The sequence below is a fragment of the Dactylosporangium sp. NPDC005555 genome (assembly GCF_040605635.1).
Lineage (GTDB): Bacteria > Actinomycetota > Actinomycetes > Mycobacteriales > Micromonosporaceae > Dactylosporangium.
Genome location: NZ_JBEXDG010000059.1, coordinates 1 through 26,258, shown reverse-complemented (window position 1 = coordinate 26,258; position 26,258 = coordinate 1). Strand labels below are relative to the sequence as shown.

Annotated in this window: 22 protein-coding genes; 9 read left to right on the top strand and 13 right to left on the bottom strand. The window is 70.6% G+C overall.

The annotated features are described in order from the left end of the window. Positions 1–46: 46 nt before the first annotated feature. The 6 genes from ABZS58_RS41145 to ABZS58_RS41120 are packed head-to-tail and all read right to left on the bottom strand — an operon-like array spanning position 47 to position 9,286. Positions 47–829, bottom strand: coding sequence for a carbohydrate ABC transporter permease (locus tag ABZS58_RS41145; RefSeq protein WP_354789224.1), 783 nt, complete (start codon positions 827–829; stop codon positions 47–49). A gap of 14 nt (positions 830–843) precedes the next feature. Then, a complete protein-coding gene (locus tag ABZS58_RS41140) occupies positions 844–1,767 on the bottom strand; it encodes a sugar ABC transporter permease (protein WP_354789223.1) in 924 nt (307 codons plus the stop codon). A 56-nt stretch (positions 1,768–1,823) separates the two neighbouring features. Next, positions 1,824–3,092, bottom strand: coding sequence for a sugar ABC transporter substrate-binding protein (locus tag ABZS58_RS41135; RefSeq protein WP_354789222.1), 1,269 nt, complete (start codon positions 3,090–3,092; stop codon positions 1,824–1,826). 38 nt (positions 3,093–3,130) lie between these two features. Further along, complete coding sequence (locus tag ABZS58_RS41130) at positions 3,131–4,135, bottom strand: LacI family DNA-binding transcriptional regulator (RefSeq protein ID WP_354789220.1); 1,005 nt, start codon at positions 4,133–4,135, stop codon at positions 3,131–3,133. A gap of 30 nt (positions 4,136–4,165) precedes the next feature. After that, complete coding sequence (locus tag ABZS58_RS41125; protein ID WP_354789218.1) at positions 4,166–7,471, bottom strand: discoidin domain-containing protein; 3,306 nt, start codon at positions 7,469–7,471, stop codon at positions 4,166–4,168. Positions 7,472–7,510: 39 nt separating this feature from the next. Then, entirely contained in the window at positions 7,511–9,286 is a 1,776-nt protein-coding gene (locus ABZS58_RS41120; protein ID WP_354789216.1) for a beta-L-arabinofuranosidase domain-containing protein, read from the bottom strand. 211 nt (positions 9,287–9,497) lie between these two features. On the opposite strand from ABZS58_RS41120, the gene ABZS58_RS41115 reads away from it, so the two are divergent. After that, entirely contained in the window at positions 9,498–10,523 is a 1,026-nt protein-coding gene (locus ABZS58_RS41115) for a LacI family DNA-binding transcriptional regulator (RefSeq protein ID WP_354789214.1), read from the top strand. Positions 10,524–10,550: 27 nt separating this feature from the next. On the opposite strand, the gene ABZS58_RS41110 is transcribed toward ABZS58_RS41115, so the two are convergent. Beyond that, on the bottom strand, positions 10,551–10,991 hold the full coding sequence (locus ABZS58_RS41110; RefSeq protein ID WP_354789212.1) for a GntR family transcriptional regulator: 441 nt from the start codon (positions 10,989–10,991) through the stop codon (positions 10,551–10,553). A gap of 79 nt (positions 10,992–11,070) precedes the next feature. Between ABZS58_RS41110 and ABZS58_RS41105 the strand changes: the two genes are divergently transcribed. Continuing rightward, positions 11,071–12,219, top strand: a complete 1,149-nt coding sequence (locus ABZS58_RS41105; protein ID WP_354789210.1) for a hypothetical protein — start codon at positions 11,071–11,073, stop codon at positions 12,217–12,219. Between the two features lie 52 nt (positions 12,220–12,271). On the opposite strand, the gene ABZS58_RS41100 is transcribed toward ABZS58_RS41105, so the two are convergent. The 4 genes from ABZS58_RS41100 to ABZS58_RS41085 form a co-directional block, all read right to left on the bottom strand. After that, positions 12,272–13,609: an ABC transporter substrate-binding protein gene (locus tag ABZS58_RS41100; protein WP_354789209.1), complete on the bottom strand. Its 1,338-nt coding sequence runs from the start codon at positions 13,607–13,609 to the stop codon at positions 12,272–12,274. Positions 13,610–13,767: 158 nt separating this feature from the next. Beyond that, the gene (locus tag ABZS58_RS41095; RefSeq protein ID WP_354789208.1) at positions 13,768–14,406 is read right to left on the bottom strand and encodes an SRPBCC family protein; all 639 of its coding nucleotides are present in this window, start codon (positions 14,404–14,406) and stop codon (positions 13,768–13,770) included. Next, entirely contained in the window at positions 14,403–14,750 is a 348-nt protein-coding gene (locus tag ABZS58_RS41090; protein WP_354789206.1) for a metalloregulator ArsR/SmtB family transcription factor, read from the bottom strand. Before ABZS58_RS41090 ends, ABZS58_RS41095 begins: the two co-directional genes overlap by 4 nt. Before the next feature lie 32 nt (positions 14,751–14,782). Further along, a complete protein-coding gene (locus ABZS58_RS41085) occupies positions 14,783–16,672 on the bottom strand; it encodes a glycogen debranching N-terminal domain-containing protein (protein WP_354789205.1) in 1,890 nt (629 codons plus the stop codon). Between the two features lie 119 nt (positions 16,673–16,791). Here ABZS58_RS41085 and ABZS58_RS41080 point away from each other — a divergent pair, with 119 nt between their 5' ends. The 4 genes from ABZS58_RS41080 to ABZS58_RS41065 all read left to right on the top strand — a co-directional run bounded on the left by ABZS58_RS41080 (position 16,792) and on the right by ABZS58_RS41065 (position 20,954). Continuing rightward, positions 16,792–17,793, top strand: coding sequence for a LacI family DNA-binding transcriptional regulator (locus ABZS58_RS41080; RefSeq protein ID WP_354789204.1), 1,002 nt, complete (start codon positions 16,792–16,794; stop codon positions 17,791–17,793). 29 nt (positions 17,794–17,822) lie between these two features. Next, complete coding sequence (locus ABZS58_RS41075) at positions 17,823–19,046, top strand: extracellular solute-binding protein (protein ID WP_354789202.1); 1,224 nt, start codon at positions 17,823–17,825, stop codon at positions 19,044–19,046. Positions 19,047–19,108: 62 nt separating this feature from the next. Next, a complete protein-coding gene (locus tag ABZS58_RS41070; protein WP_354789200.1) occupies positions 19,109–20,128 on the top strand; it encodes a sugar ABC transporter permease in 1,020 nt (339 codons plus the stop codon). Between the two features lies 1 nt (position 20,129). Beyond that, positions 20,130–20,954 carry a carbohydrate ABC transporter permease gene (locus ABZS58_RS41065; protein WP_354789198.1) on the top strand — a complete coding sequence of 275 codons (825 nt, stop codon included), beginning with the start codon at positions 20,130–20,132 and terminating at the stop codon, positions 20,952–20,954. Between the two features lies 1 nt (position 20,955). Here the strand turns inward: ABZS58_RS41065 and pth2 are convergent, their stop codons facing one another. Then, positions 20,956–21,309, bottom strand: coding sequence for a peptidyl-tRNA hydrolase Pth2 (gene pth2 / locus ABZS58_RS41060; protein ID WP_354789196.1), 354 nt, complete (start codon positions 21,307–21,309; stop codon positions 20,956–20,958). Between the two features lie 62 nt (positions 21,310–21,371). Continuing rightward, positions 21,372–23,777: a family 20 glycosylhydrolase gene (locus tag ABZS58_RS41055; protein ID WP_354789195.1), complete on the bottom strand. Its 2,406-nt coding sequence runs from the start codon at positions 23,775–23,777 to the stop codon at positions 21,372–21,374. Positions 23,778–23,963: 186 nt separating this feature from the next. Here ABZS58_RS41055 and ABZS58_RS41050 point away from each other — a divergent pair, with 186 nt between their 5' ends. The 3 genes from ABZS58_RS41050 to ABZS58_RS41040 all read left to right on the top strand — a co-directional run. Beyond that, positions 23,964–24,674: a lytic polysaccharide monooxygenase gene (locus ABZS58_RS41050; protein WP_354789194.1), complete on the top strand. Its 711-nt coding sequence runs from the start codon at positions 23,964–23,966 to the stop codon at positions 24,672–24,674. Positions 24,675–24,765: 91 nt separating this feature from the next. Further along, complete coding sequence (modA, locus tag ABZS58_RS41045; protein WP_354789193.1) at positions 24,766–25,638, top strand: molybdate ABC transporter substrate-binding protein; 873 nt, start codon at positions 24,766–24,768, stop codon at positions 25,636–25,638. Between the two features lie 27 nt (positions 25,639–25,665). Further along, positions 25,666–26,258: carbohydrate-binding protein (locus tag ABZS58_RS41040; RefSeq protein WP_354789191.1), on the top strand; the 593-nt coding region annotated here is incomplete at its 3' end.

Genomic DNA, 26,258 nt, shown 5'->3' with positions numbered 1-26,258 from the left:
CGGCGGACCGTCCCTGGTGGACGGTCCGCTCATGTGAAGCCGTGCGTTATCCGCGCAGCGCGCCGGACATGAAGCCCTGGACGTAGCTGCGTTGCAGGACGAGGAAGAGCAGCAGGCAGGGCACCGCCATGAACGTGACGCCGGCCTCCAGGGCGGCGTAGTCGATGGCGCCGAACGAGGCGGTGCGCATGTTGACCACGGCGAGCATGACGGTGAACTTGCTCGTGGAGTTGAGCAGGATGAGCGGGGCGAAGAACTCGCTCCACGAGGTGAGGAACGCGAACAGCCCGACGGTGATCAGGCCGGGCCGCACCGCGTGGAGCATGATGCGGGTGAGCGCGCCGAAGCTGGTACACCCGTCGATGAGCGCGGACTCCTCCAGCTCTTTCGGGATCGCCTCGAACGCGTTGCGCATCATGAAGATCGAGAACGGCAGCTGGAACATGATGAGCACCAGGCTCAGCCCGATCAGGGAGTCCTGCAGGCCGATCCACTCCAGCAGCACGTACAGGGCGATGAGGATCGTCGCGTACGGCACCATCAGGATCGCGAGGGTGAGCAGGAACAACGCGTTCTTGCCGGGGAACGTGAACCGGCCGAAGGCGTAGCCGCCGAGGGTCGCCACCAGCAGCGTTCCGCCGACGGTGAGCGCACACACGGTGAGGCTGTTGACGACGTGTTCGACGCGGATGCCGTTGTCGGACGTGAAGAGCCGGCGGTAGTTCTCCAGCCCGAAGCCGGTCGGGGTGCGCACCGACGCCCAGGCGCTCCACAACAGCGGGAAGAGGAACAGGACGGCGAGCGCGGCGGCGCTGATCTTGCGCGACATCAGGACGGCTCCTACTACGATCGGCGGCGCAGCACGCCGAGCTGGATGGCGTTGAACACGATGAGCACGCCGAGCAGGGCCACCGAGATCGCCGCGGCCGAGCCGAGGTCCAGCTCGATGAACGCCTCCCGGTAGATGACCATGACCAGCGACGTGGTGCTGTTGTCGGGGCCGCCGCGGGTGAGGATCCAGAACTGGTCGAAGGCCAGCAACGAGCCGGTGATCATGAGCGTCAGCACCAGCGCGATGGTCGGCCGCATCAGCGGGACGGTGATCCGCCGGAAGATCTGGAAGCGGGTCGCGCCGTCCAGCCGGGCCGCCTCGTAGACGTCGAGCGGGATCGCCTGCAGGCCGGTGAGCAGGATGAGCATGTTGAACCCGGCGAAGCGCCACAGCACCAGCACGACCGCGGAGCCGAGCGCGGTGTTGGCGCTGCCGCTGGTCCAGGACACGTAGCCGTCGAGCAGCCCGACGCTTTCCAGGATCCTGTTCACCGGGCCGATCTCGTCGCTGAGCAGGCCGAGGAACAGCAGCGACGCGCTGGCGAAGCCGACCGCGGCGGGCAGGAAGAACGCGGTGCGCAGCAGCCCCACCCCGCGCCGGCGGTGCTGCACCATGAGGGCCAGGCCGAACGACAGCACGAACAGCAGGACGGTGACGACGACCGTGTACTTCAGGGTGAACCAGACGGCGCTGCGCAGCAGCTCGTCGTCGGCGAGGCCGGCGTAGTTCTCCGGGGCGTTGATCGTGGGCGCGCCGAGCAGCGGCCAGTGGTGCAGGGACATCCACACGACCAGCCCGAGCGGCACGACGAAGAACATGCCCACCACGAACGCGGTCGGCGCGGCATACAGGGCGCCGATCCACTGCTTGTTGCGTTTCCTTCGCGGCGGCGTCGACGGCAGGACCGTCGGTCGCGCTGGCGCCAGCAACGTCATCATCTTCTCCGGGACGGGGTGCCCGCCCTCTCGCGAAGGCGGGCCCGGTGAAAAAGCTACTTCTTCAGGGACGCGGTAAGGGCGGTGGCACCGTCACCGAGGGACTTCTGCGCGTCGCCGAACAGCGCGCCGCGGTACGCGGTGTTCCACGGGCTCTGCGGGTCGTTGTACGTGGCGTTGAAGTTCTTCGCGTACGGCGTCTTGCCCTTGCCCATCAGGTTGTTGATGGCGACGATCCGCGGATCGGCCGAGGAGTACTTGTTCGAGGCCAGGTCGGTGCGGGTCGGCACGCCCTTGCCCTTCGCCACGACCTCGACCTGCGCCTCGTCGCCGAGGGTCCAGGCCAGGAAGTCCCAGGCCTGGGCGGCGTTCTTGCTGGTGGCACCGATGCCGATCGAGTCGCCGCCGACGAACGTCGACTCGCCCCCGTTGATGCCGCTGATCGGCGCGATGCCGACCTTGAAGGTCGCCTTCTCCTCGATGATGCCGAGCCACGCGGACGGCGCCGGCGCGATGCCGATCTTGCCGCTCTGCAGCGCGCCGAGCCAGGTCGGGCCGGCCTCGTCCTTGGACGCGGGCGCGGCGACGCCCTCGTCGTAGAGCTTGCGGTAGAGGGCGAAGACGTCCGCCATCTCCTTGGAGTCGATGGTCGAGGCGGTGCCCTCGGCGTTCATCACGTCGCCGCCCGCGGCCCACACCGACGGCCACAGGGTGAAGACGTTGCAGCCGCCGCAGTTGCCGCCGAAGTAGGTGCCGTTGATGTCCCCGCCGAGCTTGTCGACGGCACGGGCGGCCGCGGCGAACTCGGTCAGCGACGTCGGCGGCTTCTCCGGGTCGAGGCCGGCCTTCGTGAACAGGTCCTTGTTGTACAGCATGACGGACATGTCGATGGTGTGCGGGACCGCGTAGTTCTTGCCCTTCCAGGTGCCGTTGCGCACGTGCGCGGGGGCGACCTTGTCCTTCATCGGCAGGGCGTTGAACTTGTCGGTGATGTCCAGCCACAGCCCCTGCGAGGCGTACTGCGGCGCGAACACCACGTCGGAGGCGAACAGGTCCGGCAGCGCCTTGGCACCGGCGGCCGAGGCGAGCTTCGCCGGGTACTCCTCGTTCGGGTACGCGGTGACCTCGACCTGGTTCTTGTGGGTGGCGTTGTATGCGGCGGCATATGCCTTCGACACGGACTCGGTGGCGGCGCGGGTCCACAGGGTGAGTTTGGCCCCGCTGTCCGCGGTCGCCGGCTCACCGGAGGCCGCCTTGTCATCGCCGCAGGCGGCGAGCGCCAGCAGCAGGGTGGCGGCGACGGTGCCGCTCAATAAACGCTTCAAGGTCGTTCCCTTCCTGGACACATTGTTTGTGAGCGCTATCAAATAGCAAGAGCGGAAGTGCTGTCGCGCACGACGAGGTCGGGGGCGGACCGGTGCTGACCGGTCTGCCGCACGCCCGCCGCGATCTGGGTGACGAGCAGGTGCATGCTGCGCCTGCCGAGCTCGGCGAAGTCCTGCCGGACGGTGGTGAGCGGAGGCTGCAGGTAGGGCGCCTCCGGCATGTCGTCGAACCCGACGATGCTGACCTCGCCCGGGACGGCGCGGCCGGTCTCGTGCATGGCGCGCAGCACGCCGATCGCCATCTGGTCGTTGCCGCAGAACACCGCGGTCACCGACGGGTCGGCGGCGAGCGCCCGGCCGGCCGCGTAGCCGGACCGGGCGCTCCAGTCGCCTGGTAGCGGGGTGGGCACCGGGAGCCCGGCGTCGGTGAGGGCGGCCTGCCAGCCGGCGAGCCGCTCGCGGGCCTCCGGCCATTCGGGTGGGCCGGCCACGTGATGGACGGTGCGGTGGCCGAGCGCGATCAGGTGCCGGGTGGCGAGGCCGGCACCCGCGGCGTTGTCGACGGCGACCATCGGCACCTCCGGCATGGCGTGCACGTCGATGCCCATGCCGACGATCGGCACGTGCGCCGGGACGTCGAGCAGGGAGCGGCCCAGGGCCGTCCACGCCGCGGCGACGGGAGCGAGGGTGATGATCCCCTCGACCGCCTGTTCCCGCAGCCGGCGGATCGCTTCGGAGACGGAGGGCACGTTGAGCTCCCGGGCGCTGGCGATGCTGACGAAGTAGCCCGCTTCCCGGGCCGCGCGTTCGATGGCGTGGACCATGAACGACGGCCCGAACAGCGTGGTGTCGAAGGTGACCAGGCCGACGGTCTGGGACCGGTTGGTGGCCAGGGTCCTGGCCGCGACATTGGGCTGGTAGTCCAGCGCCCGCATCGCGGCGAGGACCCTGGCACGGGTCTCGGACCGGACGCTCGGGTGGTCGTTGACCACCCGGGACACGGTCTGGTGGGACACCCCGGCGAGGTGGGCGACGTCCCGCATCGCCGGGGGCCTTCGAGCGGTGTGCATGTGCTACGGACCGAATGCTTTGACTTCGAGAAGCCCGACCGATCCGGCGCCGCTCTGCAGCAGCACCCGTAGCCTCGTGGTGCTCACCGGGGTGAACGTCACGTGGTTGTACTGGTTGAGCCCGACCGGATATCCGGAGGCCCCGGCGACGTCCACGTAGGCCGTGCCGTTCCAGTACTGCAGCTTCCACGAGGCAGGCACCCGCACCCCGCCGTTGTCGTCGAAGAAGTAGACGTCAGCCGAGTTCAGCGTCTGCGCACCCGACCAGGTCAGCAGGCCCCACTGTTCGCCGGTGTTGGGCCAGGTGCCCCAGCGCGGGTTGACGGTGTCGTTGGAGCTCGGTGGGTCGATGCCGTCGTTGAGCGCGGCGACGCTCTCCCAGGCCGAGGTGTACGACGCGGTCGGCGTGGCGCTGGTGGCGAGGTTGCCGCCGGTCGGTGGTGGCACCGTGCCGCCCCGGTTGTAGACCTTCACCTCGGTCAGGCCGGTCTTGAAGCCCGACGCGTGGGTGACCTGCACCCGCAGCCTCGTGGTGCTGACTCCGGTGAAGTTGACGACGTTGTAGTTCGCCCGTGGCGTGCCCGGCGTCTTCACCGCTCCCGCCACGTTCACCCAGGCGCTGCCGTTGTAGTACTGGATCTGGTACGAGCTGGGCTGCCGGTACCGGTTGGTGGCCCGGTCGTTGCGGAACCACAGCCGCACCTCGTCGACGGAGCGTGCCTGCCCGAGGTTGAGCTCCAGCCAGTCCGTGGCGTTCGGCGAGCCGTAGGTGCCCCACAGCGGTTCGTTGATGGGGAAGCCGTCGACCGCGTTCGCGCCGGCCGTGCCGCTCGCCGTGTACGACGCGGAGGTCGCCACGCCCTGGGCGTAGTTGGGCAGGGTCGAGGTCAGGTCGACGCCGGCCTTGTTGAACATGTCGACCAGCTGGGTGCTGCTCTGGCTCACCTGGGCCGGCGACTGCAGGCCCGAGTACGCCGCGCTGAAGTTGACGGTCGCGCCGCCGCCGGCCGGGAAGGTGACCGCGCCGGTGCTCGGGTTCCAGACCAGGCGGACCAGCTTGTCCACGGTCGCCACGCGGGTGCCGTTGACGAAGATGGAGTAGCCCTGCGGGATGCCGCTGTACTTGACGACGCCGTCGGCCGGGTCGTCCCACACGACACTGAGGTCGGCGTTGCGGTAGCGCAGGTTGTTGGCCGCGAAGTTGGGCCAGCCGATGTTCAGCGGGCTCAGCTCGACCTGGTTGTCGTTGCGCGGCCGCAGGCCCATCACGTCCTCGATGACGGTCCAGTTGCTGCTGCCGAGGATGTTGTGGTGGATCCAGGACCGGTAGTCGATGTTCTTGGTCGAGGCGTTCCAGTCGGCCCAGAACTCGTTGGCGTCCGGCCACTGCGTGTTGCCGCCGATGTACTGCGCCCAGGCGTTCCAGTACAGCAGCTTCTTGTAGTCATCGGTGGACATCCACTGGTTCGGGTAGTTGCGCAGCACCGAGGAGTACAGGCGGAACTGCACCGTGGAGTTGATGGTGGAGAAGTTGTTGCTGCCCGGCTGGCCCGCCGCGGCGGCGGCCGCCTTGTCCTTCTGGTTGGCCGTGAAGAACGGGAAGACCGGGTATTCGGCGGGGTCGGCGAACAGCCGCAGCGCCTGCTTGTACTCGTCCGTGTTCGGCATCGCGCCCACCGAGTACGGGTAGTAGTTGTTGATCTCCTTCCACGGCACGAGGGTGTTGGTGGCGACGTGCCGGTGCTCGATGAGCTTGTTGGTGGAGTCCCACAGCGTCGAGACGATCGCGTTGCGGATGCGGTCGGCGATCGCCTGCATCTCCGCGGCCTTCGTGGTGTTGCCGATCGCCGTGTACGCCTGGACCGCGGCGAGCGCTCCACTGTAGACGTACGCGGACTCGGCCCGGTCCATGTTGCCGGAGCGCCAGTGGAAGGACACCGCGTCGGCGTCGTTGCCGGTGAGCGCGCCCCAGTCGTATTCGATGAGGCCGTTGTTGTTGTGGTCGTAGAAGGACAGCTGGCCCTTCACGTCGCCCTCGGCGTACTTCGCGAGGTTGCCGGCGATCGCGGGCTGCCCGCCGTGGATCTGGTAGCTGCGCCAGGCGGCCTCGGCGATGTACTGCGTGTAGCTGTTGGACCAGTTCTCCGGGTCGCCGGGGTTGTCCATGAACCGGCCGCCCTTGGACGTCTGTCCCACCGACAGCCACGGGCCGTAGGAGAAGGCGGCGTTGCGCAGATACTTGAGGTCGTCGATGTGCATCGGCTGGGTCAGCGCGATCGCGTTGTTGTAGCCCAGCGCGCCCTCGACCGACACCGGGAACTGGAAGTCCTGCCCGGGGATGTCGACGTCGAGGTAGTTGAAGCGCATCAGCCACCAGCGGTAGTAGATGTTCTTCTTGATGGCCGGCTCGGGGACGTCCAGGTAGGGCACGTTCACGGCCCACCAGCGGTTGTACTCCCGCACGTGGGTGGAGAACGCGGTCGTCGCACTGTAGCCCTTGTAGGCGTTGTACTCCGTCAGCGAGTCCGGGATCTCGTTGGCGACGAAGCCGAGCAGCACCTTCGTCGTGACGGTGGCGCCGGCCGCGATGGTCACCGACCGGTTGAGCCCGCCGCTGGTGGCGGTGAACCCGTCGGCGGACAGCCGCGGGTAGAGGGTGGTGAGCGCGTTCTTCACGCCCACCTGGCCGGTGAGCTCGTCGCCGCTGCCGGAGGTGGCGTACGGCGAGGTCACCCGGAGCGCGATCGTCTGCGAGGCGGTGCCGGTGTTGGTGATGGCGAGGTTGTCGACCGCGACGTTGTTCTGGGTGATGAACTTCGTCTGGTTGATCCGCAGGGATCCGTTGGTGTGCACGCTCTTCCAGTGGCTCGGCGCCTGCCACCGCTGCGCGACCTGCTCGCTCCAGGTGCCGGTGCCGGCCGTGACGGTGAACGCGCCCTGGCCGTTGATGCTCTCCCAGTACGCGACGTCACCGCCGAACCCGAGGGTGGACGGGGTGTGCGTCTTCATGAACACGCCCCGGCCGCGGGTCATCAGCCAGGTGCCGGCGGGGTCGTTGCCGGGCCGTGCGAGGAGCCGGTCCATCCAGTAGTCGGTGCCGCCGCTCTCCGCGTCGAAGATGGCCTGCATCGTGTTGCCGGTGCTCATCGCGACCGGCGGCGCGGGCACGGCCGGCCCGCCGAACGTGGGGTAGCCGATGGTCTGTGCCGCGGACGCCGGTAGGGCGGCCAGGGTCGCGGCACCGACGGAGCCGGTCAGGACGGTCGTCAACGCGAGTGCCAGCCTGAATTTCCAGCGGGGGTGTGGCATCGCGTCACCTCCTTCTTCGGGTGGTGGGTGGTGGTGGGTTCACGCAGTTGCGACGGGCAGCCAGATCCGCATCGTGGACGGGCCGCGCCGGGCCCAGCGGTGGTAGGGCACGAGCGGGACCACGATCGGATCGGAACCTTGTGGGGTGTCGGAGCGGCTCTGGAACGGCCAGTCGTGCTCGACGGGCCGGATCACCCGCCCCTTCACGGCGGTGGCCTCGGGCGCGACGGACGTGTCGACCTGCAGGTCGTCGAGGGTGACGCCGTCCTCCTGGTCGACGGACTCGACGCACATGACGACCGGGCCGACCTCGACGGCGGCGCAGCCGCGGACCGCGTCGACGCGCGGGTCGGGGAACGTCCAGCGGGGCTTCACCGGCAGCTCCAGCCGCGCCGGCGCGTCCGAGGTCCGGGTCCTTTCGGTGTCGTGCGCCCAGGCGGGCACCCGCACCGTCACGGTGCACGGCCGCTCGGCGGTGACCACGACGGCGCCGCCGGCGGGGTAGTCGGTGTCGACCGTCAGCGTCTGCCCGGCCGCCTCGACGGTCATCGGCATGTACTGGTGCAGCTGGACCCCCCTGTCGTCCTCGGCGACCAGGTAGGTGCCGAGGGACGCCACGAGCCGGGCGACGTTGTTGAGGCAGCAGGACACCTCGAACCACGGCGCCCTGGGACCACCGCCGAAGCGCAGCTGCTCGCGGTCCGCCGGCACCGCCTCGGTGAGGGTCCGCTGGTGCAGGGTGTTGGCGTAGAAGAAGGCCTGCCCGTCGTCGGCGACCGCGGTGGCGATCACGTTGTGCAGCACCCGGTCGACGATGTCGCCGTACCGCAGGTCGCCGGTGGCCAGCAGCAGCCGGTGGGCGAGCATGACGGTGGCGACGCCGGCGCACGTCTCGGAGTAGGCGCGGTCCGGCGGCAGCACGAAGTCGTCGCCGAACGACTCGTCGAGGTGCCTCGATCCCATGCCGCCGGTGATGTACGTGCGGCGGGCGAGGGTCCGGTCGAACTGCCGGACGATGGTGGCGAGCAGTGCGTCGTCCCCGGTCTCGACGGCCACGTCGGTGGCGCCGGCGGCGAGGTACAGCGCACGGACCGCGTGCCCGTGGAAGACCTCGCCGTCCCGCACGGGCACGGCGTCCTGGAAGTACCGCCACCCGAACTCGTGCTCGGGCAGGCTGCGGTGCCCGCGCCGCTGCACGAAGCGGGCGGCCTGGTCGAGGTAGCGCTGCTCGCCGGTGACCCGGAACAGCTCGACCAGCGCCGTTTCGATCTCCGGGTGGCCGCATACCCCCGCGTCCGTCTCCGCGAAGGCGGTGCAGACGTGGTCGGCGGCGCGGCGGGCCACGTCCAGCAGCCCCGGGGCCCGGCCGGTCCGGGCCGCGGCGACGCCCGCCTGGATGAGGTGGCCGGCGCAGTACAGCTCGTGGCCGAAGTTCAGATCGCTGTAACGCTCCGGCTGACCGGGCCGCCCGAACGCGGTGTGCAGGTAGCCGTCGGGCGCCTGCGTCTTCGCGATGCGCTCGGTGAGCTCGGCCAGCTGTGCGTCGTAGTTCGTGCCGCCGGGACGCGCGGACTCCCAGCACATCGCCTCGACGTGCTTGTACACCTCGGAGTCGGAGAACTCCCGGCCCCGGCGGCGCACCGTCCCGGTGCCGGTGGTGGCGAAGTTCTCCGTCCAGCCGAGGCGGTCCAGCCAGGTGCGGCAGTGCTGGATCGTCGCGGTGCCGTTCACCGCCTGCCGCTGCGCCCAGAACCCGCCGGTGATGCGGACCCGCCGCGGGTCGACCGGCCGCAGCGCCCCACGGGAAGGGAGCACCGGCCCTCCACTGGCCACCGTCACGTGGCACCGCCTTCCTCTCGAAAACCTTTTCGGAAGGATGGCAGCACTGCACCGCCGTGTCAACGGTCGATTTGTGTGCGCTCACTTCAGGATCCGACCTGCATGTGACCTTGTGACAGTTGTGACACGCAACTGAGCATGTGTATGCTCGCCGAAAAGTTTTCGGTATCTTTCAGAAAGGCCGCTGGTGAGCAGGAAACGCGCGCAGGTCACCCTCACGGATGTCGCCAAGCTCGCCGGCGTCTCGGTCGCGACCGCCTCCAAGGCGCTCAACGCCCGCGACGAGGTGGCGCCCGCGACGCGGCGCCGGGTGCAGCAGGCCGCGGAGGAGCTGTCCTTCCAGCCCAACGTCCTCGCCCGCGGCCTGATCTCGGGCAACACCCGCACCATCGGCCTGCTCACCGACGAGCTGTCGGCCGCCCGCTTCGCGATCCCGGTCCTCCTCGGCGCGGAGAACGCGCTGGGCAACGAGCAGATGAGCGTCCTGCTCTGCGACGCCCGCGGCGACTCGATCCGCCGCCAGCACTACATCCGCACCCTGCTCGCCCGCCAGGTCGACGGCTTCATCATCCTCGGCGACGCCAACGACCTGCGCCCGTCGCTGACCCGCAGCATCCCGGTGCCGGTGGTGTACGCCTACTGCGAGTCCGACGATCCCGCCGACCTGTCCGTGGTGGCCGACGACGCCGGCGGCGCGCACCTGGCTGCGGAGCACCTCGTGTCGCTGGGCCGGCGGCGCATCGCCCACATCACCGGCGACCACGGATACCGCGCCGCCCGCGACCGCGCCCTCGCCTTCGCCGCGGGGCTGTCGTCGGCGGGCCTCGGACTGGTCGGCGAGCCACTGTTCGGACAGTGGTCCCAGCGCTGGGGCCGGCACGCGACGACCCGCCTGCTCGCCTCCCACCCCGACATCGACGCCATCTTCTGCGGCAACGACCAGATCGCCTCCGGCGTCACCGAGGCGCTGCGCGACCTGGGCCGCACCTGCCCCGACGACGTGGCCGTGGTCGGCTACGACAACTGGGAGGTCTTCGCCACCGAGTGCCGCCCGCCACTGACCACAGTGGACCTCAACCTCGAGCAGCTCGGCGCGACCGCCGTCCGCCATCTGTTCGCCGCCCTCGACGGCGACCAGCACTCGGGCGTCGTCCGCCAGCCCGGCCGCCTCGTCGTCCGCGAGTCCACCGGCGTCGCCCCGGCGAGCCGTTAGCCTTCCGGTTGACGGCCGGCAGGGGCGTCAGCCCCTCCGGTTGACGGCCGCCTCGACGATGCTCAGGGCCTCCCCCGCCCCGATGCCGAGGCTCGCGACCACGGCCGCGTAGTCCTCGGCGGCACGGCGGGCCCGTTCGCGGGTCTGCTCGCCGGCCGCCGACACGAACGACCCGGCCCGGCCACGCGTCTCGATCAGCCCCGCCTCCTCCAGCTCCCGGTAGGTCCTGGCGACCGTGTTCGCGGCGAGGCCGAGCTCCGTGGCCAGGCCGCGGATCGTCGGCAGCTTCAGGCCCACCGGCATCGTCCGGTCCCGGATCCGCTCCGCGAACTGGACCCGCAGCTGCTCGAACGGCGGCACGGACGAGGTCGCGTCGATGACGAACATCCCCCGATCATCGCCGGTGCCGCCGCCGGGACGAGCGCCGGGGGGCCGCCGGAGGTTGCCCGCCACGGCGGTGAGACTCATCTCAGCGTCACGATCGCCGCCGGGGCAGTTGCACGGCGGTCCGGTTGGGTAGCGTCACGAAGCGATGAGGCAGCGGCTGGTGGATGCGGTTTCGCGCGTCCCGCCGCACTGGCGGTATGCGCTGCTGGTGTTCGCGGTGGCGAGAGTCGTGCTCAGCCTGCTCGGCGTCCTGGTGCGGCGGGCGCTGGAAGGTGCCGGGGCCGGGCCGCCGGAGGCCGAGCGGCAGATGCTGCAGGACCAGGCGGCGGTGTCGGAGCACGTCTGGTATTCGATGTGGTTCGCCTGGGACGCGTTCCAGTACCACAACCTCGCCGAGCTGCCGTGGCTCAGCTGGGCGCACACCGGCTTCCCGCTGCTGTACCCGGTGCTGGGCAAGGCGGTCGCGACCGTCACCGGCGGCGACACCCCACTGGCGATGACGCTGGTCAGCTCGGCGGCCTACGTCGTCCTGCTGTCCTATGTGTACAGATGGACCCTGGTCATCGGCAAGGACCCCGAGGACCACGGGACCGCCCGGCGGGCCTGCCGCTTCCTGGCGCTGATGCCGGCCGCGTTCCTCTTCCAGGCACCGCTGACCGAGTCGCTGTTCCTGTGCCTGACCGTGGCGGCGTTCTACCACGCGGAGCGCGGGCAGTGGCTGCTGGCGAGCGGCATCGGCTACTTCGCCGCGATGAGCCGGTCCGTCGGCTTCCTGATCGTCATCCCACTGGCGATGCTGGCGTTGCGGGACCGGAAGCCGAGGTCGCTGGCGCTGCTGCTGGTGCCCGCCGGCTGGCTGACGTTCATGGCCTACAGCTACTGGAAGGTCGGCGACTGGTTCGACTATCAGAACGAGCAGCGCCGCGGCTGGCAGATCGAGCCGCAGAACCCGCTGCACACCGTCTGGCAGACCCTGAACGACGTCGAGGCGCCGCTGATCGACCGGACGCGGCTGTGGATCGCCCTCGCCGTGGTGGCGCTCACCCTCGTCGGCGTGGCCGGCCCGTGGCGGCTGCATCCGGCGTACGCCGTCTACACCGTGCTGCTCGTCCTCGCCTCGATGACGATCGGCGAGGTGGTGTACCGGAGTCTGCTGCGCTACCTCCTCATCGCGTTTCCGCTCGCCGTCCTGCTGGCCAGATGGACCGCGCGCCGGGAGGCCGAGACGGCCGTCGCGCCCGCGCTCGCGTGCGCCCAGGGCGTCCTGTTCGCGCTGTGGATCATGTACTGGACGCACACCATCATCTGAGGATCACGCCCGGGGAGTCACCCGACGAACGGCCGCACCCGTGGATGACGGTTCAGCTGTTGAAAGCCCCGAATGTGCCGACCTTCTGCGCGAAGAGGGCCGTCACGATGAGGGCGGTCTCGTCGTACCCGAGGATGAGCACGGCATCGGGGACACCGGTCCGGACACGGGTGGCGAGGCCGCTGAAGTCCTCGACCGTGGTCTGGTAGGTCACGAGGTCGACGCCGCTCTCCGGCATCCCGGCCGCGATCAGGTTCGCCTTCACGTTCTTCTGCAGGCCCAGCCCGTAGGCGTCCTCGCGGGCGAGGATCATCACCTTGTGCGGGCCGTCGCGCATGATCACGTCGGTGAGGGCGCGGGCCTGCAGGTGGTCGGGCGGTGCGGTGCGGAAGAACAGGCCGTTGTCCGCGACGGCGCTGAGTTCGTCCGATGTGGACGACGGGGAGATGAGGATCCGGCCGGCGGCGGCGATCTTCGGGATGACCGACTTCGTCACGCTGGAGGAGGACGCGCCGATGATGACCTGCACGCCCAGGCCGATGAACCGGTCCACGGTCGCGGCGGCGATGGTGGCGTCGGTGCCGTCGTCGCCGTCGACCCACTCGACGGGCTGCCCCAGCACGCCGCCGGCGGCGTTGACGTCCGCGACGGCGAGCTTGGCGGCGGCGAAGCGGGGCGGGCTGCGGTACGCGAGCCGCCCGGTGTGCGGCATGAGCCCGCCGATCTTCAGCGCGGGCGGCTTCTTCGCGCCGCCGGTGAAGTTGGGGTAGGCGGTGAACGGCGGGGCGGGCGCGGTGGAGGCGAGCGACTCGTCGCCGGCGCCGATGTACTCCGTCATGTTGCTGTTGATCATGTTGTCGCGGTCGAAGTGCAGCGTGCCGTAGGACGCCGAGGAGGGCTCACCGGTGTCGCTGAGACCGCTGCGGCGCATCGACACGCCGCGATACGCGAAGTCCTTGCCGGCCTTGGCCAGGTTCAGGCAGGCGGCGGGGGTGTCGCAGATCGTACCGGAGGTCGAGGCGCCCACGATGTACTTCGCCACCGTCAGCGGCTGGGTGGTGCGTGCCGACTCGGCGGCGAGGGCGGCGAGCATGACCGCGTCGTACGCCTCGGCGGCGTAGCCGTAGTCCACCAGCGACGGGTCCACCCCGCGCAGCCGCTGCTGGAACGACTCGGGCAGCGCGAGCAGCGGCGTGGTGCCGACCATCCCGGCCAGCAGCCCGGGGGACCCGGCGAGCTTGTCCTTGAGCGAGTTGGTCATGTTGGCGTCGGACCCGTAGAGGTGCACGACGAGCGGCTTGCCCGGGTCGAGGGCGGGGCTCGTGCCGCAACCGGCCATGAGGGCTGTCACACCGATCAATGCCACGACCATCGAGGTCCTGGATCCCACGACATCTGCCTCTCGTCCACCTACGGGCCCCGCAGACCATAAGCAGCCGGCGCCGCCCGCCCGAGCCCCCGGAAGGGACCTTGAGGAAAACTTGCGGTGGGCGGGCAGCGCATTACCAGAGACTGATTAGTCGTATTACTAAGGCCCTTCGGGCACCGTCATCCGGCGGGCGCGTAGTGCTGCACGCCGAACGCGACGCCCGCGGCGATGTCGTCGTCGCCGAGTCCCCAGGCCTGCTGGATCGCCGCGCCCCAGGCATGGCAGGCCCGGGTGGCGAAGTCCTTCACCTCGGGCGCGGCCTCCCAGGTGGCCGGGTCGAAGCCGGTGCCGTGCAGGAACAGGTCCAGGCCGAGCAGCGCGAGGTCCCAGCCGCCGCCGATGCCGATGGTGCCGCCCGGCCCGTACGCGCGGACGAGCTCGTCAACGACCTCGGCGGGCGAGGAGTGCTCCAGCTCCAGCACGGTGCCGTCGCCGTCGGGCGTGAGCCGCAGCTCGACCTCGGTCACCATGTCGCCGCCGAAGGACCAGGTCACCTTGAGCAGCCGCGGCTCCTCGCAGCGCAGGACCTCCCCACCGGCGTTGTCCTTGAGCTGGAACGTGCCGCCCAGCCGCAGGTCACCGTCGACCTGCCCGAGCCACCGGCCGAGGCGCTCGCGGTCCGTGCAGGCGTCCCACACGTCTTCGATCGCCGCGTCGTACGCGCGGCGCAGCAGCAGCGACCGTCCCTCCCCCGCGGCGACCGGGTGACTGCCGATCTCGCGATGCGTGGCGTTGATCTGCTTGACGATGTCGATCACTGGTCAGGCCCTTCCCTCGAAGTCCGCCGTCGTCTCCCGCGTGCAAGCTCGGTGCCGAGCGCGTCCAGGCGCTGGTCCCAGAACCCGCGGAAGCGCTCCAGCCAGGCGTCGACCTCCCGCAGCGGTCCGGCGTCGACGGCATACAGCCGCCGGGTGCCGTCGGCACGCACGGTCGCGAAGCCCGACTCCCGCAGCACCTTCAGGTGCTGCGACACCGCGGGCTGCGAGATCCCGAACTCCTCCCGGACGACCTCACTGACGGCTCCCGCGGTCAGCTCGCCCTCGGCGAGCAGCTCCAGGATCCGCCGCCGCACCGGATCCCCCAGCACGTCAAACGCATGCACAGGCAGACAATGTCATCCGTGACTTATATAAGTCAAGACTGAAATTTAGGCGCGCTGTGGATGGTGGCCTCGCCTGCGGCGGTCACGCTCACGTCGAGTTCGCCACCGGCGACGCGCAGGCCCTGGACGCGGTACGCGCCGACCGGGGACGGGGCGATGGGGTTCAGCGTGAGCCGGCCGGCGGTGGCGTCGACGTCCAGGCCCAGCAGGGCGGTGAGCACGGCGGGGCCGGTCGCCGCGGCCCAGGCCTGGGGGCGGCAGGAGGCCGGGTACGGGGTCGGGGAGTCGTCGCCGCCGAAGAGTTCCGGGAGGCGGGCGTCGAAGCGTTCCGAGGCGTTCAGCAGCGCCCGGATGACCGCTGCCGCCTCCTCGCGGTGGCCGTCGCGGACCAGGCCGAGCAGGGCGATCGCGGTGTCGTGCGGCCAGACCGAGCCGAGGTGGTAGGACAGGAAGTTGTACCCGCCCGACGACGGCGCGACGGTCCGGATGCCGAACGGGGACCGCAGCCCGGCGAGCTGGCCGGCGACCCGCGCGCTCTCCTGCGGTGCGAGCAGGCCGGTGCCGAGCAGGTGGCCGATGTTGGAGGTGACGCTGTCGACCTGGGCGCCGGCGCCGTCGAGGGCGACCGCGGGATGGCCGGCGGGGCACCAGAACGCGGCGCGGAACCGCTCGGCGAGGTCGGCGGCCCAGCCGCGCCAGTGGTCCGCCGACGGGCGGTCGAACGCATCGAGGAGCCAGGCGCCGTCCAGGGCGGCACGGTAGGCGTACGCCTGGACCTCACACAGCGCGAGCGGCCCCTTGGCGATGCGCCCGTCGGCGAACTGGATGCCGTCGCCGGAGTCCTTCCAGCCGTGGTTGGCGAGGCCCTTCGCGCTGGACCGGTAGGCGATGAAGCCGTCGTGCCCGGCGAGCCAGTCCAGGGCCCGCTCCACGTTCGGCACCAACGAGCGCACCTCGTCGGCGGGCAGCCCCCAGCGGTAGGCGTCGGCGGCGGTACTGATGAACAGCGCGGTGGCGTCGACGGTGCCGTAGTAGACCGGCGGCAGCCAGTGGGCGGCATCGGCGGGACGGACCTCGTGCAGGATCTTGCCGGGCTCCTCGTCGGTGTCCGGGTCGTGCCTGACGCCCTGCCGCGCGGCGAGCGCGCGCAGCGTGCCGGCGGCGGCGTCGGTGCCGAGCGGCAGGGCGAGGCGGGCCGCCCACAGGGAGTCGCGGCCGAAGAGCGTGAGATACCAGGGGCTGCCCGCGGTGTAGTAGCCGTCGGCGTGCCGCAACGCGTCGAGGTCCTCGACACCGGCCCGCACGAGCGCGTCGAGCCGCCGGTCGTCGGCGGTCACCCGCAGCGGACTCGGTGCGGCCGCACGGGCGGCCGGCGCGGCGTCGGTGCGGGTGAAGCGCAGCGTGGCGGTCCAGCTCGCGCGCGGCGCGACGGTGACCCGCCAGCCCAGGGGGCCCGCGTCGGGCAACGGCGACGGGACGACCTCGACACCGTCCGGGAAGTCCACTGTGGACGGAGGGACGTTCCCGTCCTTCACCGCGCCCATGGTGGCCCAGTCGGTGGCCGCCTCGACCGCGACCGACACGTCCAGCGTGACGTGGGACAGGTTGGTCAGGGTGATGGTCTCGGTGCCGCCGCGGGGATCGGTGCGCCGGTCGCGGGTGAGCGAGACGGTCGGGTCCGGGCCGTCGTCGCCGAGCGCCGGCAGCACCGCCGTGAAGCGGGCCGACGACGCGCCGGTGCGGCGCACCTGGACCGGGACCGGTTCGGCGCCGTCGACGGTGACGACCAGCCTGGACAGGACCCTGCGGTCGTCGACGTAGAGGCCGTCGGCGCCGCCGCGCAACTGCCCGGACGGGCCGGAGAGCCAGGTCGCCGGTGCGGCGACACACGTCACGTGCTCGTGGAGGTACGGCTGCGCCATTTCGGTCCCTTGACAACGTCGGTAGCGGGTGAGATTGTCCGATCATCCATGTTGAACGTTCAAACGGACGCCCGCAAGACCTGATTTGAACGTTCAACACCACAAAGTGAGGAGGACGCGTGAACCCGCCAACCGTCGAGGACGTCGCACGGGCCGCCGGTGTTTCCCGGCAGACCGTGTCCAACGTGCTCAACGCGCCGCAGCGGGTGCGTCCGGAGACCCGGCAGCGGGTCGAGGCGGCGATCGAGCAGCTCGGCTACAGGCCCAACCGGGTCGCGCAGTCGCTGCGGGCCGCCACCTCACGCATGATCGGCTACCGGATCGAGCCGATGCACCCGCACGCGCTGGGCAGCATGCACGACCGCCTCCTGCACGCCCTCGCCGAGGCCGGTCGCGCCGCCGACCACCACCTGCTCCTGTTCACCGCCGACGACCCCGACGACGAGGTCACCAACGTCGACGCCCTGCACCGCGCCGGCGCGATCGACGGCGTCATGATCTACGGCATCCAGTCCGACGATCCCCGGCCCCCCGCCCTGCGGCAGCTGCGGATCCCGTTCGCCGCGTTCGGCCGCACCGGCGCGGACGCACATGCGTGGGTCGACATCGACAACGCCGCCGGCACGGCCGCCGCCGTCGAGCACCTGGTCACCCGCGGGCACCGGCGCATCGCGTTCCTCGGCTACCCGGAGGGCGTCGCGGTCGGCGACCGGCGCGCCGAAGGGTGGCGCACCACGTTGGACAAGCACGGCCTGCTCGACGGCTCCCGCCACCTCGACCTGCGCGGCGAGGACTCCCTCGCCAACGGCGCGCGCCTGGCGGAGGCGCTGCTCGAGCATCCCACCCCACCGACCGCCGTCGTCGCCGCCACCGACACGCTCGCCGCGGGCGTGCTTCGCACGGTGCGGCAGCGGCACGCCCGGCTCGCCGTCGTCGGCTTCGACGACACCCCGACCGCCGGCGCGCTCGACCTGTCCAGCGTCCGGCAGCCGATCGAGGCCGTCGGACACGCGATGATCCGCGCCCTGCTGGGCCCGGCCGTGAGCGTGGCGCAGGACGAGCCGGCCGGGCAACTGCTGGCACCCGAGCTGATCGTCCGGGCCTCCAGCGCCCTGCACTGAGTTCTCCGACCCCCCTGGGAGCAACCGACATGTTACGAACACCCCGCATCCTGACCGCCCTCGTCGCCGCCGTGCTGCTGACCGCCGCGTGCGGCGACGACGGCAGCAGCTCCGGCACCGAGGGCAACGCCACCGGCGCCAAGCTCACGATGTACGCGTTCTCCTCCTCCCCCGCCGAGGACGCCGTGCTGCGCAAGGCCGTCGACGACTACAACAAGCAGGGCCGCAACACCGTCGACCTGAAGGTCCTGCCCGAATACGACACGGCGCTGACCACCGCGCTCGCCGGCGGTGAACCGCCGGACGTGTTCTACGTCAACGACAACAAGCTGCCCGACTTCGGCAAGAACGGCGTCCTCGAGCCGATCGGCGACAAGGTCGACAACCCGGGCGACTTCTACGACACGCTCAAGCAGTCCTTCACCTACAAGGGCACCTACTACTGCGCGCCGAAGGACTTCTCGACGCTGCAACTGGTGTACAACACCGCCGACTTCACCGCCGCCGGGCTGCAGCCACCGAAGACATGGGACGAGCTGACAGCGGCGGCGAAGGCGCTCACCAAGCCCGGCCACCCCGGCCTGGTGATCGCCCCGGAGTTCTACCGGTGGGGCGCGTTCCTGGCCCAGGCCGGCGCCTGGCCGACGAACGACGACGTCACCAAGATGACGATGGACACCCCCGAGATGCGCGCCGCGCTGCAGTACGTCACCGACAACCACAAGGCGGGCTGGTTCGGCACCCCCGCGTCGGTCGGCGCGGGCTGGGGCGGCGAGGCGTTCGGCAAGGCGAGCACCTCGATGACCATCGAGGGCAACTGGATCGTCGGCGCGATGAAGAACGACTTCCCGAACACGAAGTACGCCGTCGCCGAGCTGCCCGCCGGCCCCAAGGGCAAGGGCACGATGTCGTTCTCCGTCTGCTACGGCGTCGCCAAGGCGGCGAAGAACAAGGCCGCCGCGCTCGACTTCGTCAAGTTCCTCACCTCCCCCGACGAGCAGTTCGCCGTCACCAAGGAGTTCCCGGTCATGCCGTCGCGCAAGTCCCTCGCGGACAAGTGGCTCGCCGACAAGCCGGAGCTCAAGGCGTTCGTCGCCGGCGGTGACTACGCGAAGAAGTCGGTGTTCGTGCCGGGCTTCAGCACCGCGATCGAGACGTTCAACGACGGGATCCAGGGCCTCGCCAAGGGCAACAAGCAGGTCGGCGACGTCGTCACCAGCACCCAGAAGGCCGGGACCGACGTCCTCGGCTGACCCTTTGACCGGGGGCCGCCGCTTCCCCTCGTCGCGGCGGCCCCCGCATCCCTGGAGCCCGCATGTCACGCATCCGGTCACGCATTCATGGACGGCAGGGGCTGGCCGGCTGGCTCTTCATGTCGCCCGCCCTCATCGGCCTCAGCGCGTTCATGGTCGCGCCGATCATCCTCGCCCTCTGGGTCAGCTTCCGCGACTGGAGCGGCCTCACCCCGCTCGGCACGTCCGAGCCCGCCGGCGCCGCCAACTACGCCGACCTGCTGACCGACCCGGGGATCGTCCGCGGCGACTTCGCCAAGAGCCTGCGCAACAACCTCTACTACGTCCTCGGCGTCGTCCCCGCACAGACGATCCTCGCGTTCCTGCTCGCGATCGTCGTCAACGCCCGGCTGCTCAAGGGACGTACCTTCTTCCGGACCGCGTTCTACTTCCCGTCGGTGACGAGCTCGATCGCGGTCGCGTTCATCTTCATCTTCCTGTTCAGCCCGTCCGGCGTCGTCAACACCGTGCTGTCCGCGCTCCTGCCGGGCAAGGTCGACCTGGTCTGGCTCGACGACTCCGACGGGCTGCTGCACCTGCTGCTGCGCGCGGCCGGCGTCGACAGCCCACCGGGCGCGCTGCGCGGCGAGTTCATGGACCTGTCGTGGTGGGACTGGCTGTCCGGGCCGAGCGTCGCGCTCAGCTCGGTGATGATCCTCGCCACCTGGACGACCACCGGCACGTTCATGCTGATGTTCCTCGCCGGGCTGCAGAACGTCCCGGAGGAGCTCGAAGAGGCGGCCAGCATCGACGGCGCGTCACCCCGGCAGCGGTTCTTCCGCATCACGCTGCCGCTGCTCAAACCGACGCTGTTCCTGGTGCTGACCCTCGGCGTGATCGGCACCTGGCAGGTCTTCGACCAGGTCTACGCGATGACGTCGGGCGGGCCGCAGAAGACCACGCTCACCCCCGCGTACCTGATCTACCGCGAAGGCTTCCAGAACAGCGCGATGGGCCGCGCCGCCGCGATCGCGTTCATCGTGCTCGTCATCATCCTCGTCTTCACCGCCGTGCAGCGCCTGGTGCTGCGCAAGGAGCGCTGACATGAAACGGCTGCTCCGGTACGGGCTGCTGATCCTCTTCGCCGTCATCTTCATCTACCCGTTCGTGCTGTCGCTCGGCACGTCGTTCAAGTCGCGCCCCGAGGTCGCCACGAACTCGGCGTCACCGTGGCCGCGCTCCTTCGACCTGCGTGCGTGGTCCGACGTCCTGCTGCACAGCGACTTTCCACTGTGGACGTTCAACTCGATGCTCGTCACCGTCGTCGCGACCCTCGGCCGGGTCTTCATCGACTCCCTCGCCGGCTACGCCCTGGCGCGGCTGAACTTCCGCGGCCGCGGCGTCGTGTTCGCCGGGATCATCGCCGTCCTGGCGGTGCCACCGATCGTCCTGACCGTGCCGCGCTTCCTGGTGCTCAAGGAGATGAGCCTGCTCAACTCGTACAGCGGACTCATCCTGCCCCTGGCGGTCGACGCGATGGGGATCTTCCTCATGCGCCAGTTCTTCGTCGAGCTGCCCAGGGAGCTGGAGGAGGCCGCCCGCCTCGACGGCGCGTCCATCTTCCAGGCCTACTGGCACGTGGTGCTGCCCCTGGCCCGGCCGGCGCTGCTGACCCTGACGATCCTGTCGTTCCAGGGCGTGTGGAACGAGTTCCTGATGCCGCTCATCGTGGTGCGCGCCAGCCCGTCGCACTGGACGCTGCCCTTCGGCCTGTCGACGCTGGGCCGCGGCGGCGCCGGCGGGCAGTCCTTCGACTATCCGGTGATGATGGCCGGCTCGATCCTGACCATCATCCCGGTGGCGATCGTGTTCATCGTCTTCCAGCGGTACTTCGTGCGGGGCGTCGCCAGCAGCGGCGTGAAGGGCTGAGTCACAGCAGACCGAGGGCGGACGTGACCGGGTCGACGTCCGCCGGGAGCGCCGGGCCGATCGCGCAGCAGGTCGCCGTGCCCGAGGCGACCTGCGTGCGGCCCGCGTCGCGGATGACCCGCACCGGCAGGCCCGCCTCGGCCGCCTGCGCGCACAGCGCCGCGAGACCGTCCTCGTCGGCGATCTTCAGCACCACCTTCGGCTGGCCCGCGCCCAGCCACGACTCGAACACCGGGCCGTGCGGCCCGGCAAGCACCGCGGCGACCGCGGCGTGCGCGACCTGCGCAGCGATCTTGCCCTTCCCCATGCCGAGGTCGGTCCGCACCACCAGCACCATCTTCGGCTCACTCTGCACTCCTGGATGCTATCCAGTACTCCTGGCGGCGGCGGTTGCGTCGACCGGCCCCATCCAGCGCGCTACCGGTTGAACTGGAACCAGTTGAGGTTGACGAAGTCGGCGCCCGCGGTGCCGGTGAACGTGAGGTACACCGTGTGGACGCCGGTGGCCGCGCCGGACAGGTTGGTGGTGGTGCTGGTCCAGGCCTGCCAGCCGCCGGTGGAGGTGACCGGGACGCTGGCGATGACCGGGCCGGTGGTGGAGTCCAGCCGGTACTGGATGGTGCCGCCACCCGCGCCGGAGGCCAGCCGCGTGGTCACCGATGCCGCGGTCGGGGTGCCGAAGTCCACGCCTGCGTAGCCGAGCCAGTCGCCGGGCGTGACGTAGCCGACGTTCTGGCCGCCGCCGGTGTCGGTGGTGGTCTCGGTCTGGGTGCCGGACTGGCTGCTGAAGCTCTCCGCCTGCCGCACGCTGTACGCGTTGGGCAGTCCGCCGCCGGCGTTGAACTGCAGCCAGTTGAGGTTGACGAAGTCGGTGCCCGCGGTGCCGGTGAAGGTGAGGTACACCCGGTGCACGCCGGTGGCCGCGCCGGTCAGGTTGGTGGTGGTGCTGGTCCACGCCTGCCAGCCGCCGGTGGAGGTGACCGGGACGCTGGCGATGACCGGGCCGGTCGTGGAGTCCAGGCGGTACTGGATGGTGCCGCTGGACGCGCCGGAGGCCACCCGGGTGGTGACCGAGGCCGGCGACGCCGCGCCGAAGTCGAGGTCGTAGGCGAGCGAGTCGCCGGGCGTGATGTAGCCGACGCTCTGGCCGCCGCCGGTGTCGGTGGTGGTCTCGGTCTGCGTACCGGACTGCGCGCTGTAGCTCTCGGCCTGGATCTGGGTGTACGCGCTGCGCGTCGGCTGCGACGTGCCCCACGGGACCTGCGGCGAGGCGTAGAAGTTGATCCCCTGCACCGTCCACCGTGGACCCTGCGCGCCGAGCCGCACCTTGAACGTGTCCCAGTTGCGCGCCGACTGCGGCGACCACGCCAGCTCGGCGAGCGCCGGCAGCCGTGGGAACGCCATGAACTCGATGTCGGCCTGCGTGGTGATCGTCTCGGTCCACAGCGGCGCCTCGACGCCGATGATCGCACTGGCCGGCACGCCGGACAGGTAGGCGCCCGGGTCCCAGTTGTACGCGGTCTGCACCTCGATCAGGCCGGCCCACGTGTTGCCGATCGGGGTCGAGCTGGTGTACTTCATGTCGATGTACGCCTTGTTCGCCGGCGACAGCAGGATCTTGTCGCCCTTGCTGACCGCCGCGCTCAGGTCGGCGTCCGATGTGGACGTTCCCCAGTACTGCGCGACCCGGTTCGCGGTGTGGTTGGCCTGCCCGATCTGGTGCCAGCCGATGACGGTCTTGCCGGCCGCGCCGACGAAGGGCTGCACGCGGTTCATGAACGTGGCGTAGTCCGCCGCCGGCGTGCTCGACGCCTCGTCGCCGCCGATGTGCAGGTACGGCCCGGGGGTGATGGCGGCGAGCTCGTTGAGCACCTGCTGCACGAAGGTGTACGTGACCTCCTTGCTGACGCACAGCGAGCTGAAGCCGACGTTGGTGCCCGTGTACAGCGGCGGGGCCGTGTTGTTGCAGTTGAGCTGCGCGTAGGAGGCGAGCGCGGCGTTGGTGTGCCCGGGCATGTCGATCTCGGGAACGATGGTGATCTGCCGCGACGCCGCGTAGGAGACCAGGTCGGAGTACTGCGCCTTGGTGTAGTAGCCGCCCGCGCCGCCGCCCACCTGGGTGCTGCCGCCGATGGTCGTCAGCTGCGGCCAGGCGTCGATGACGATGCGCCAGCCCTGGTCGTCGGAGAGGTGCAGGTGCAAGGTATTGATCTTGTACTGCGCGATGTCGTCGATGTACCGCTTCACCACGGCGGGGGCGAAGAAGTGCCGCGACACGTCGAGCATCGCGCCGCGGTACGCGTACCGCGGGTAGTCGACGATCCGGCCGCCGGTGACCGTCCACGGTCCACTCTGGACCGTCCGGGCCTCGACCGCCACGGGCAGCAACTGCCGCAGCGTCTGCACCCCGTGGAACAGCCCGGCCGCGGTCTGCGCGCGGAGCGTGACGACCGCGGCGGTCACGTCGAGCTGGTAGCCCTCGGCACCCACGCTCGGGTCGGCGCCGGACAGCAGCAGTGCGATGCCGCTCGCCGGCGTGCCGGTCGTGGTGGAGACCGGCAGCGCGTAGCCGGTCGACGGGCGGAGGATGCCGGCGAGGTAGTTGCCGGCGTCGGTGGCACCGGCCGCGGTCTGGATCGCGGCGTTCGACGGCAGCGTGTAGGTCACGCCGGCCGCGGGCTGCGCCGACACCGGCGCGGGCACCACATCGGAGAGGCTCACCGCGGCGCCGGCCGGGGAGGCCATCAGCACGCCGGCAACGCCGGCGGCGACGGCCGCGACGGCCACGGCGGAGGCGAGCAGGCTGCGCGGCGTGCGGTACACGGCATCCTCCAGCGAAACTGTTAAGTTCCCTGCTAATTTGACGGCACGCTATGTCCCACGCGGGACACTGTCAAGAACACGTTAACTGTTGACAAACCTTACTGATTGACGTTCCCTGATGAAAAGGTCGACGCCGGTGGGCGGACCGGTCGTCAACAGATGGCTCTCGCCTGCCGAAGGAGCGACATGACCCTCCGAAGAAGACTGGCGGTTCTGGCCGCAGCACTCCTCACCGCCCCACTGCTCACCGTGATCGTCACGGCCTCACCGGCCAGCGCTCACGGCTGGATCACGAGTCCACCGAGCCGCCAGGACCAGTGCGCCACCGGTGTCGTCGCGAACTGCGGCTCCATCCAGTACGAGCCGCAGAGCGTCGAGGCGCCCAAGGGCTCCCGCAACTGCAGCGGCGGCAGCAGCTTCACGGTGCTCGACCAGGAGAACAAGGGCTGGCGCGTCACGAACATCAGCAGCTCGACGACGTTCTCGTGGCGCAACACCGCCATGCACCGCACGCTCAACTGGCAGTACTACGTCGACGGCAACCTGCACCAGACGTTCACCAACGGCAACGCGCAACCGCCGCAGGTCGTCAACCACAACGTCACCGGACTGCCCAGCGGGCGGCACAAGGTCCTCGCCGTCTGGAACATCTACGACACCCCGATGGCGTTCTACGCGTGCGTCGACGTCAACGTGGGCGGCGGTGGCGGCGGCAACCCCACCACCCCGCCGCCGACCGGTGGTTGCGGCGCGGCGTGGAGCGCCTCGGCCGTCTACACCGGGGGCATGACGGTCTCGCACAAGAGCCGCAAGTACACCGCGCGCTACTGGACCCAGGGCGAGGAGCCCGGCACCACCGGGGAATGGGGCGCCTGGCAGGACAACGGCGCCTGCTGATCCGGCGGACCTGATCAGGAACGCGGTCGTCCGGCTCGGGCATCCCGGGCCGGACGACCGGCGAGCATTCGATCGAGCGGAGCCCGCGCCGATGAACCTGCGCAGTTTGAGCGTCGTGACCGGGCGCCGACCGACCGTCGTGGCCGCTGTCGCGGTGGCCCTCGCGGTGGCCGTCGCCGGTCTCGGTCCGGCCGCGTGCTCCGGCACGTCGCCCGGTCCCGGACCGGCGACCGTCGCGGCGCAGACCTCCGCCGGCCACGACCACCAGCACCCCGCCGGTGGACCGGTCGGGTCCGGCGCGCCGGGCGGGACGATCGTCGTGCACGCCGCCGACGAGCTGCGCGCCACGTTGACCCAGCTCGTGCCGAAGTTCGAGGAGGCGTTCCCGGGTGTCCGGGTCGCGGTGGAGTACGGCGGCGCCGCCGAGCACGCCGGGCACATCCTCGCCGGCGCACCGGTCGACGTGTTCGTGTCCGCGGACGCGGTCGCCACCGGCCGAGTCACGGCCGGACACGTCCGCGGCGCGCCCGCTGTCGTCGCCCGCAACCCGATCGTCATCGCCGTCCCGCCCGGCACCGGGATCGCCGGCGTCGCCGACCTTCCCGGCACCCGGGTGGCGCTGTGCGCCGAGACCACCCCGTGCGGCCGGATGAGCCGCACCGCGCTCACCGCCGCCGCGGTCGACGTGCGCCCCGTTTCCGTCGAGCCGGACCCGGCCACCACGCTGGCCCGGGTCCGCACGGGTGCCGCCGACGCCGCCCTCGTCTACCGCACCGACGTCGTCGCCTCCGGCACCGACCTGCGCGCCCTCGACTTCTCCCAGGCGCTGCTCATCGCCGACCAGTACACCGCCCTCAAGGTCTCGACCGGCCGCAACACGGTCGGCGCCGACGCGCTCGTGGCGTTCCTCGGCTCCGCCCTGGCCCGGCACATCTTCGCCGACGCCGGCCTGTCACCCACCTGAACCGATCCATCGACGACGAGGAGTCACATGAGATCTGCACGTCGAAAGTTCGCACTGGCACTGGGCGTGGCCCTGACCGTCGTGACGGCGACGGTCCTCGTGCCCACGATCCAGGCCCAGGCCGGCAGCGCCGCCGTCCAGGCCGCCTGCACCGCACCGGTCTGGGCGGAAGGCAACACGTACACGGTGGGCACCCAGGTCACGTACCAGGGCCACACGTACCGGGCGCTGCAGACACACACCGCCTATCCCGGGACCGGCTGGACCCCGTCCACCACGCCGTCGCTGTGGACGGATCTCGGCACGTGCACCGGAGGCGGCGGCCCGACCACACCCCCGCCGACGACGCCGGCCGGCACGCCGGGTGTCCCGGGCAACTTCCGGGTCACCGCGACCACCAACACCAGCTTCTCCCTGGCATGGAACGCCTCGACGGGCACCGTCACCGGCTACCGCGTCTACGAGGGCAGCACCGTCCGCGCGACCGTCACCGGCACCACCGCCACGGTGTCCGGCCTGACCGCCGGCTCCACCCACACGTACACCGTGAAGGCCTACAACACCGTCGGCGAGTCCGGCGCGTCCGGCAGCGTCACCGCCACCACCACCGGCGGCACCAC

What these genes read in the sequence shown, in the direction of transcription:
- ABZS58_RS41085 (WP_354789205.1), bottom strand. Translation starts at nt 16,672, where the DNA reads ATGGCGCAGCCGTACCTCCACGAGCACGTGACGTGTGTCGCCGCACCG.
- ABZS58_RS41130 (WP_354789220.1), bottom strand. Translation starts at nt 4,135, where the DNA reads ATGCGGGACGTCGCCCACCTCGCCGGGGTGTCCCACCAGACCGTGTCC.
- ABZS58_RS41125 (WP_354789218.1), bottom strand. Translation starts at nt 7,471, where the DNA reads ATGCCACACCCCCGCTGGAAATTCAGGCTGGCACTCGCGTTGACGACC.
- ABZS58_RS41145 (WP_354789224.1), bottom strand. Translation starts at nt 829, where the DNA reads ATGTCGCGCAAGATCAGCGCCGCCGCGCTCGCCGTCCTGTTCCTCTTC.
- ABZS58_RS41065 (WP_354789198.1), top strand. Translation starts at nt 20,130, where the DNA reads ATGAAACGGCTGCTCCGGTACGGGCTGCTGATCCTCTTCGCCGTCATC.
- ABZS58_RS41070 (WP_354789200.1), top strand. Translation starts at nt 19,109, where the DNA reads ATGTCACGCATCCGGTCACGCATTCATGGACGGCAGGGGCTGGCCGGC.
- ABZS58_RS41110 (WP_354789212.1), bottom strand. Translation starts at nt 10,991, where the DNA reads ATGAGTCTCACCGCCGTGGCGGGCAACCTCCGGCGGCCCCCCGGCGCT.
- ABZS58_RS41050 (WP_354789194.1), top strand. Translation starts at nt 23,964, where the DNA reads ATGACCCTCCGAAGAAGACTGGCGGTTCTGGCCGCAGCACTCCTCACC.
- ABZS58_RS41075 (WP_354789202.1), top strand. Translation starts at nt 17,823, where the DNA reads ATGTTACGAACACCCCGCATCCTGACCGCCCTCGTCGCCGCCGTGCTG.
- modA (WP_354789193.1), top strand. Translation starts at nt 24,766, where the DNA reads ATGAACCTGCGCAGTTTGAGCGTCGTGACCGGGCGCCGACCGACCGTC.
- ABZS58_RS41140 (WP_354789223.1), bottom strand. Translation starts at nt 1,767, where the DNA reads ATGACGTTGCTGGCGCCAGCGCGACCGACGGTCCTGCCGTCGACGCCG.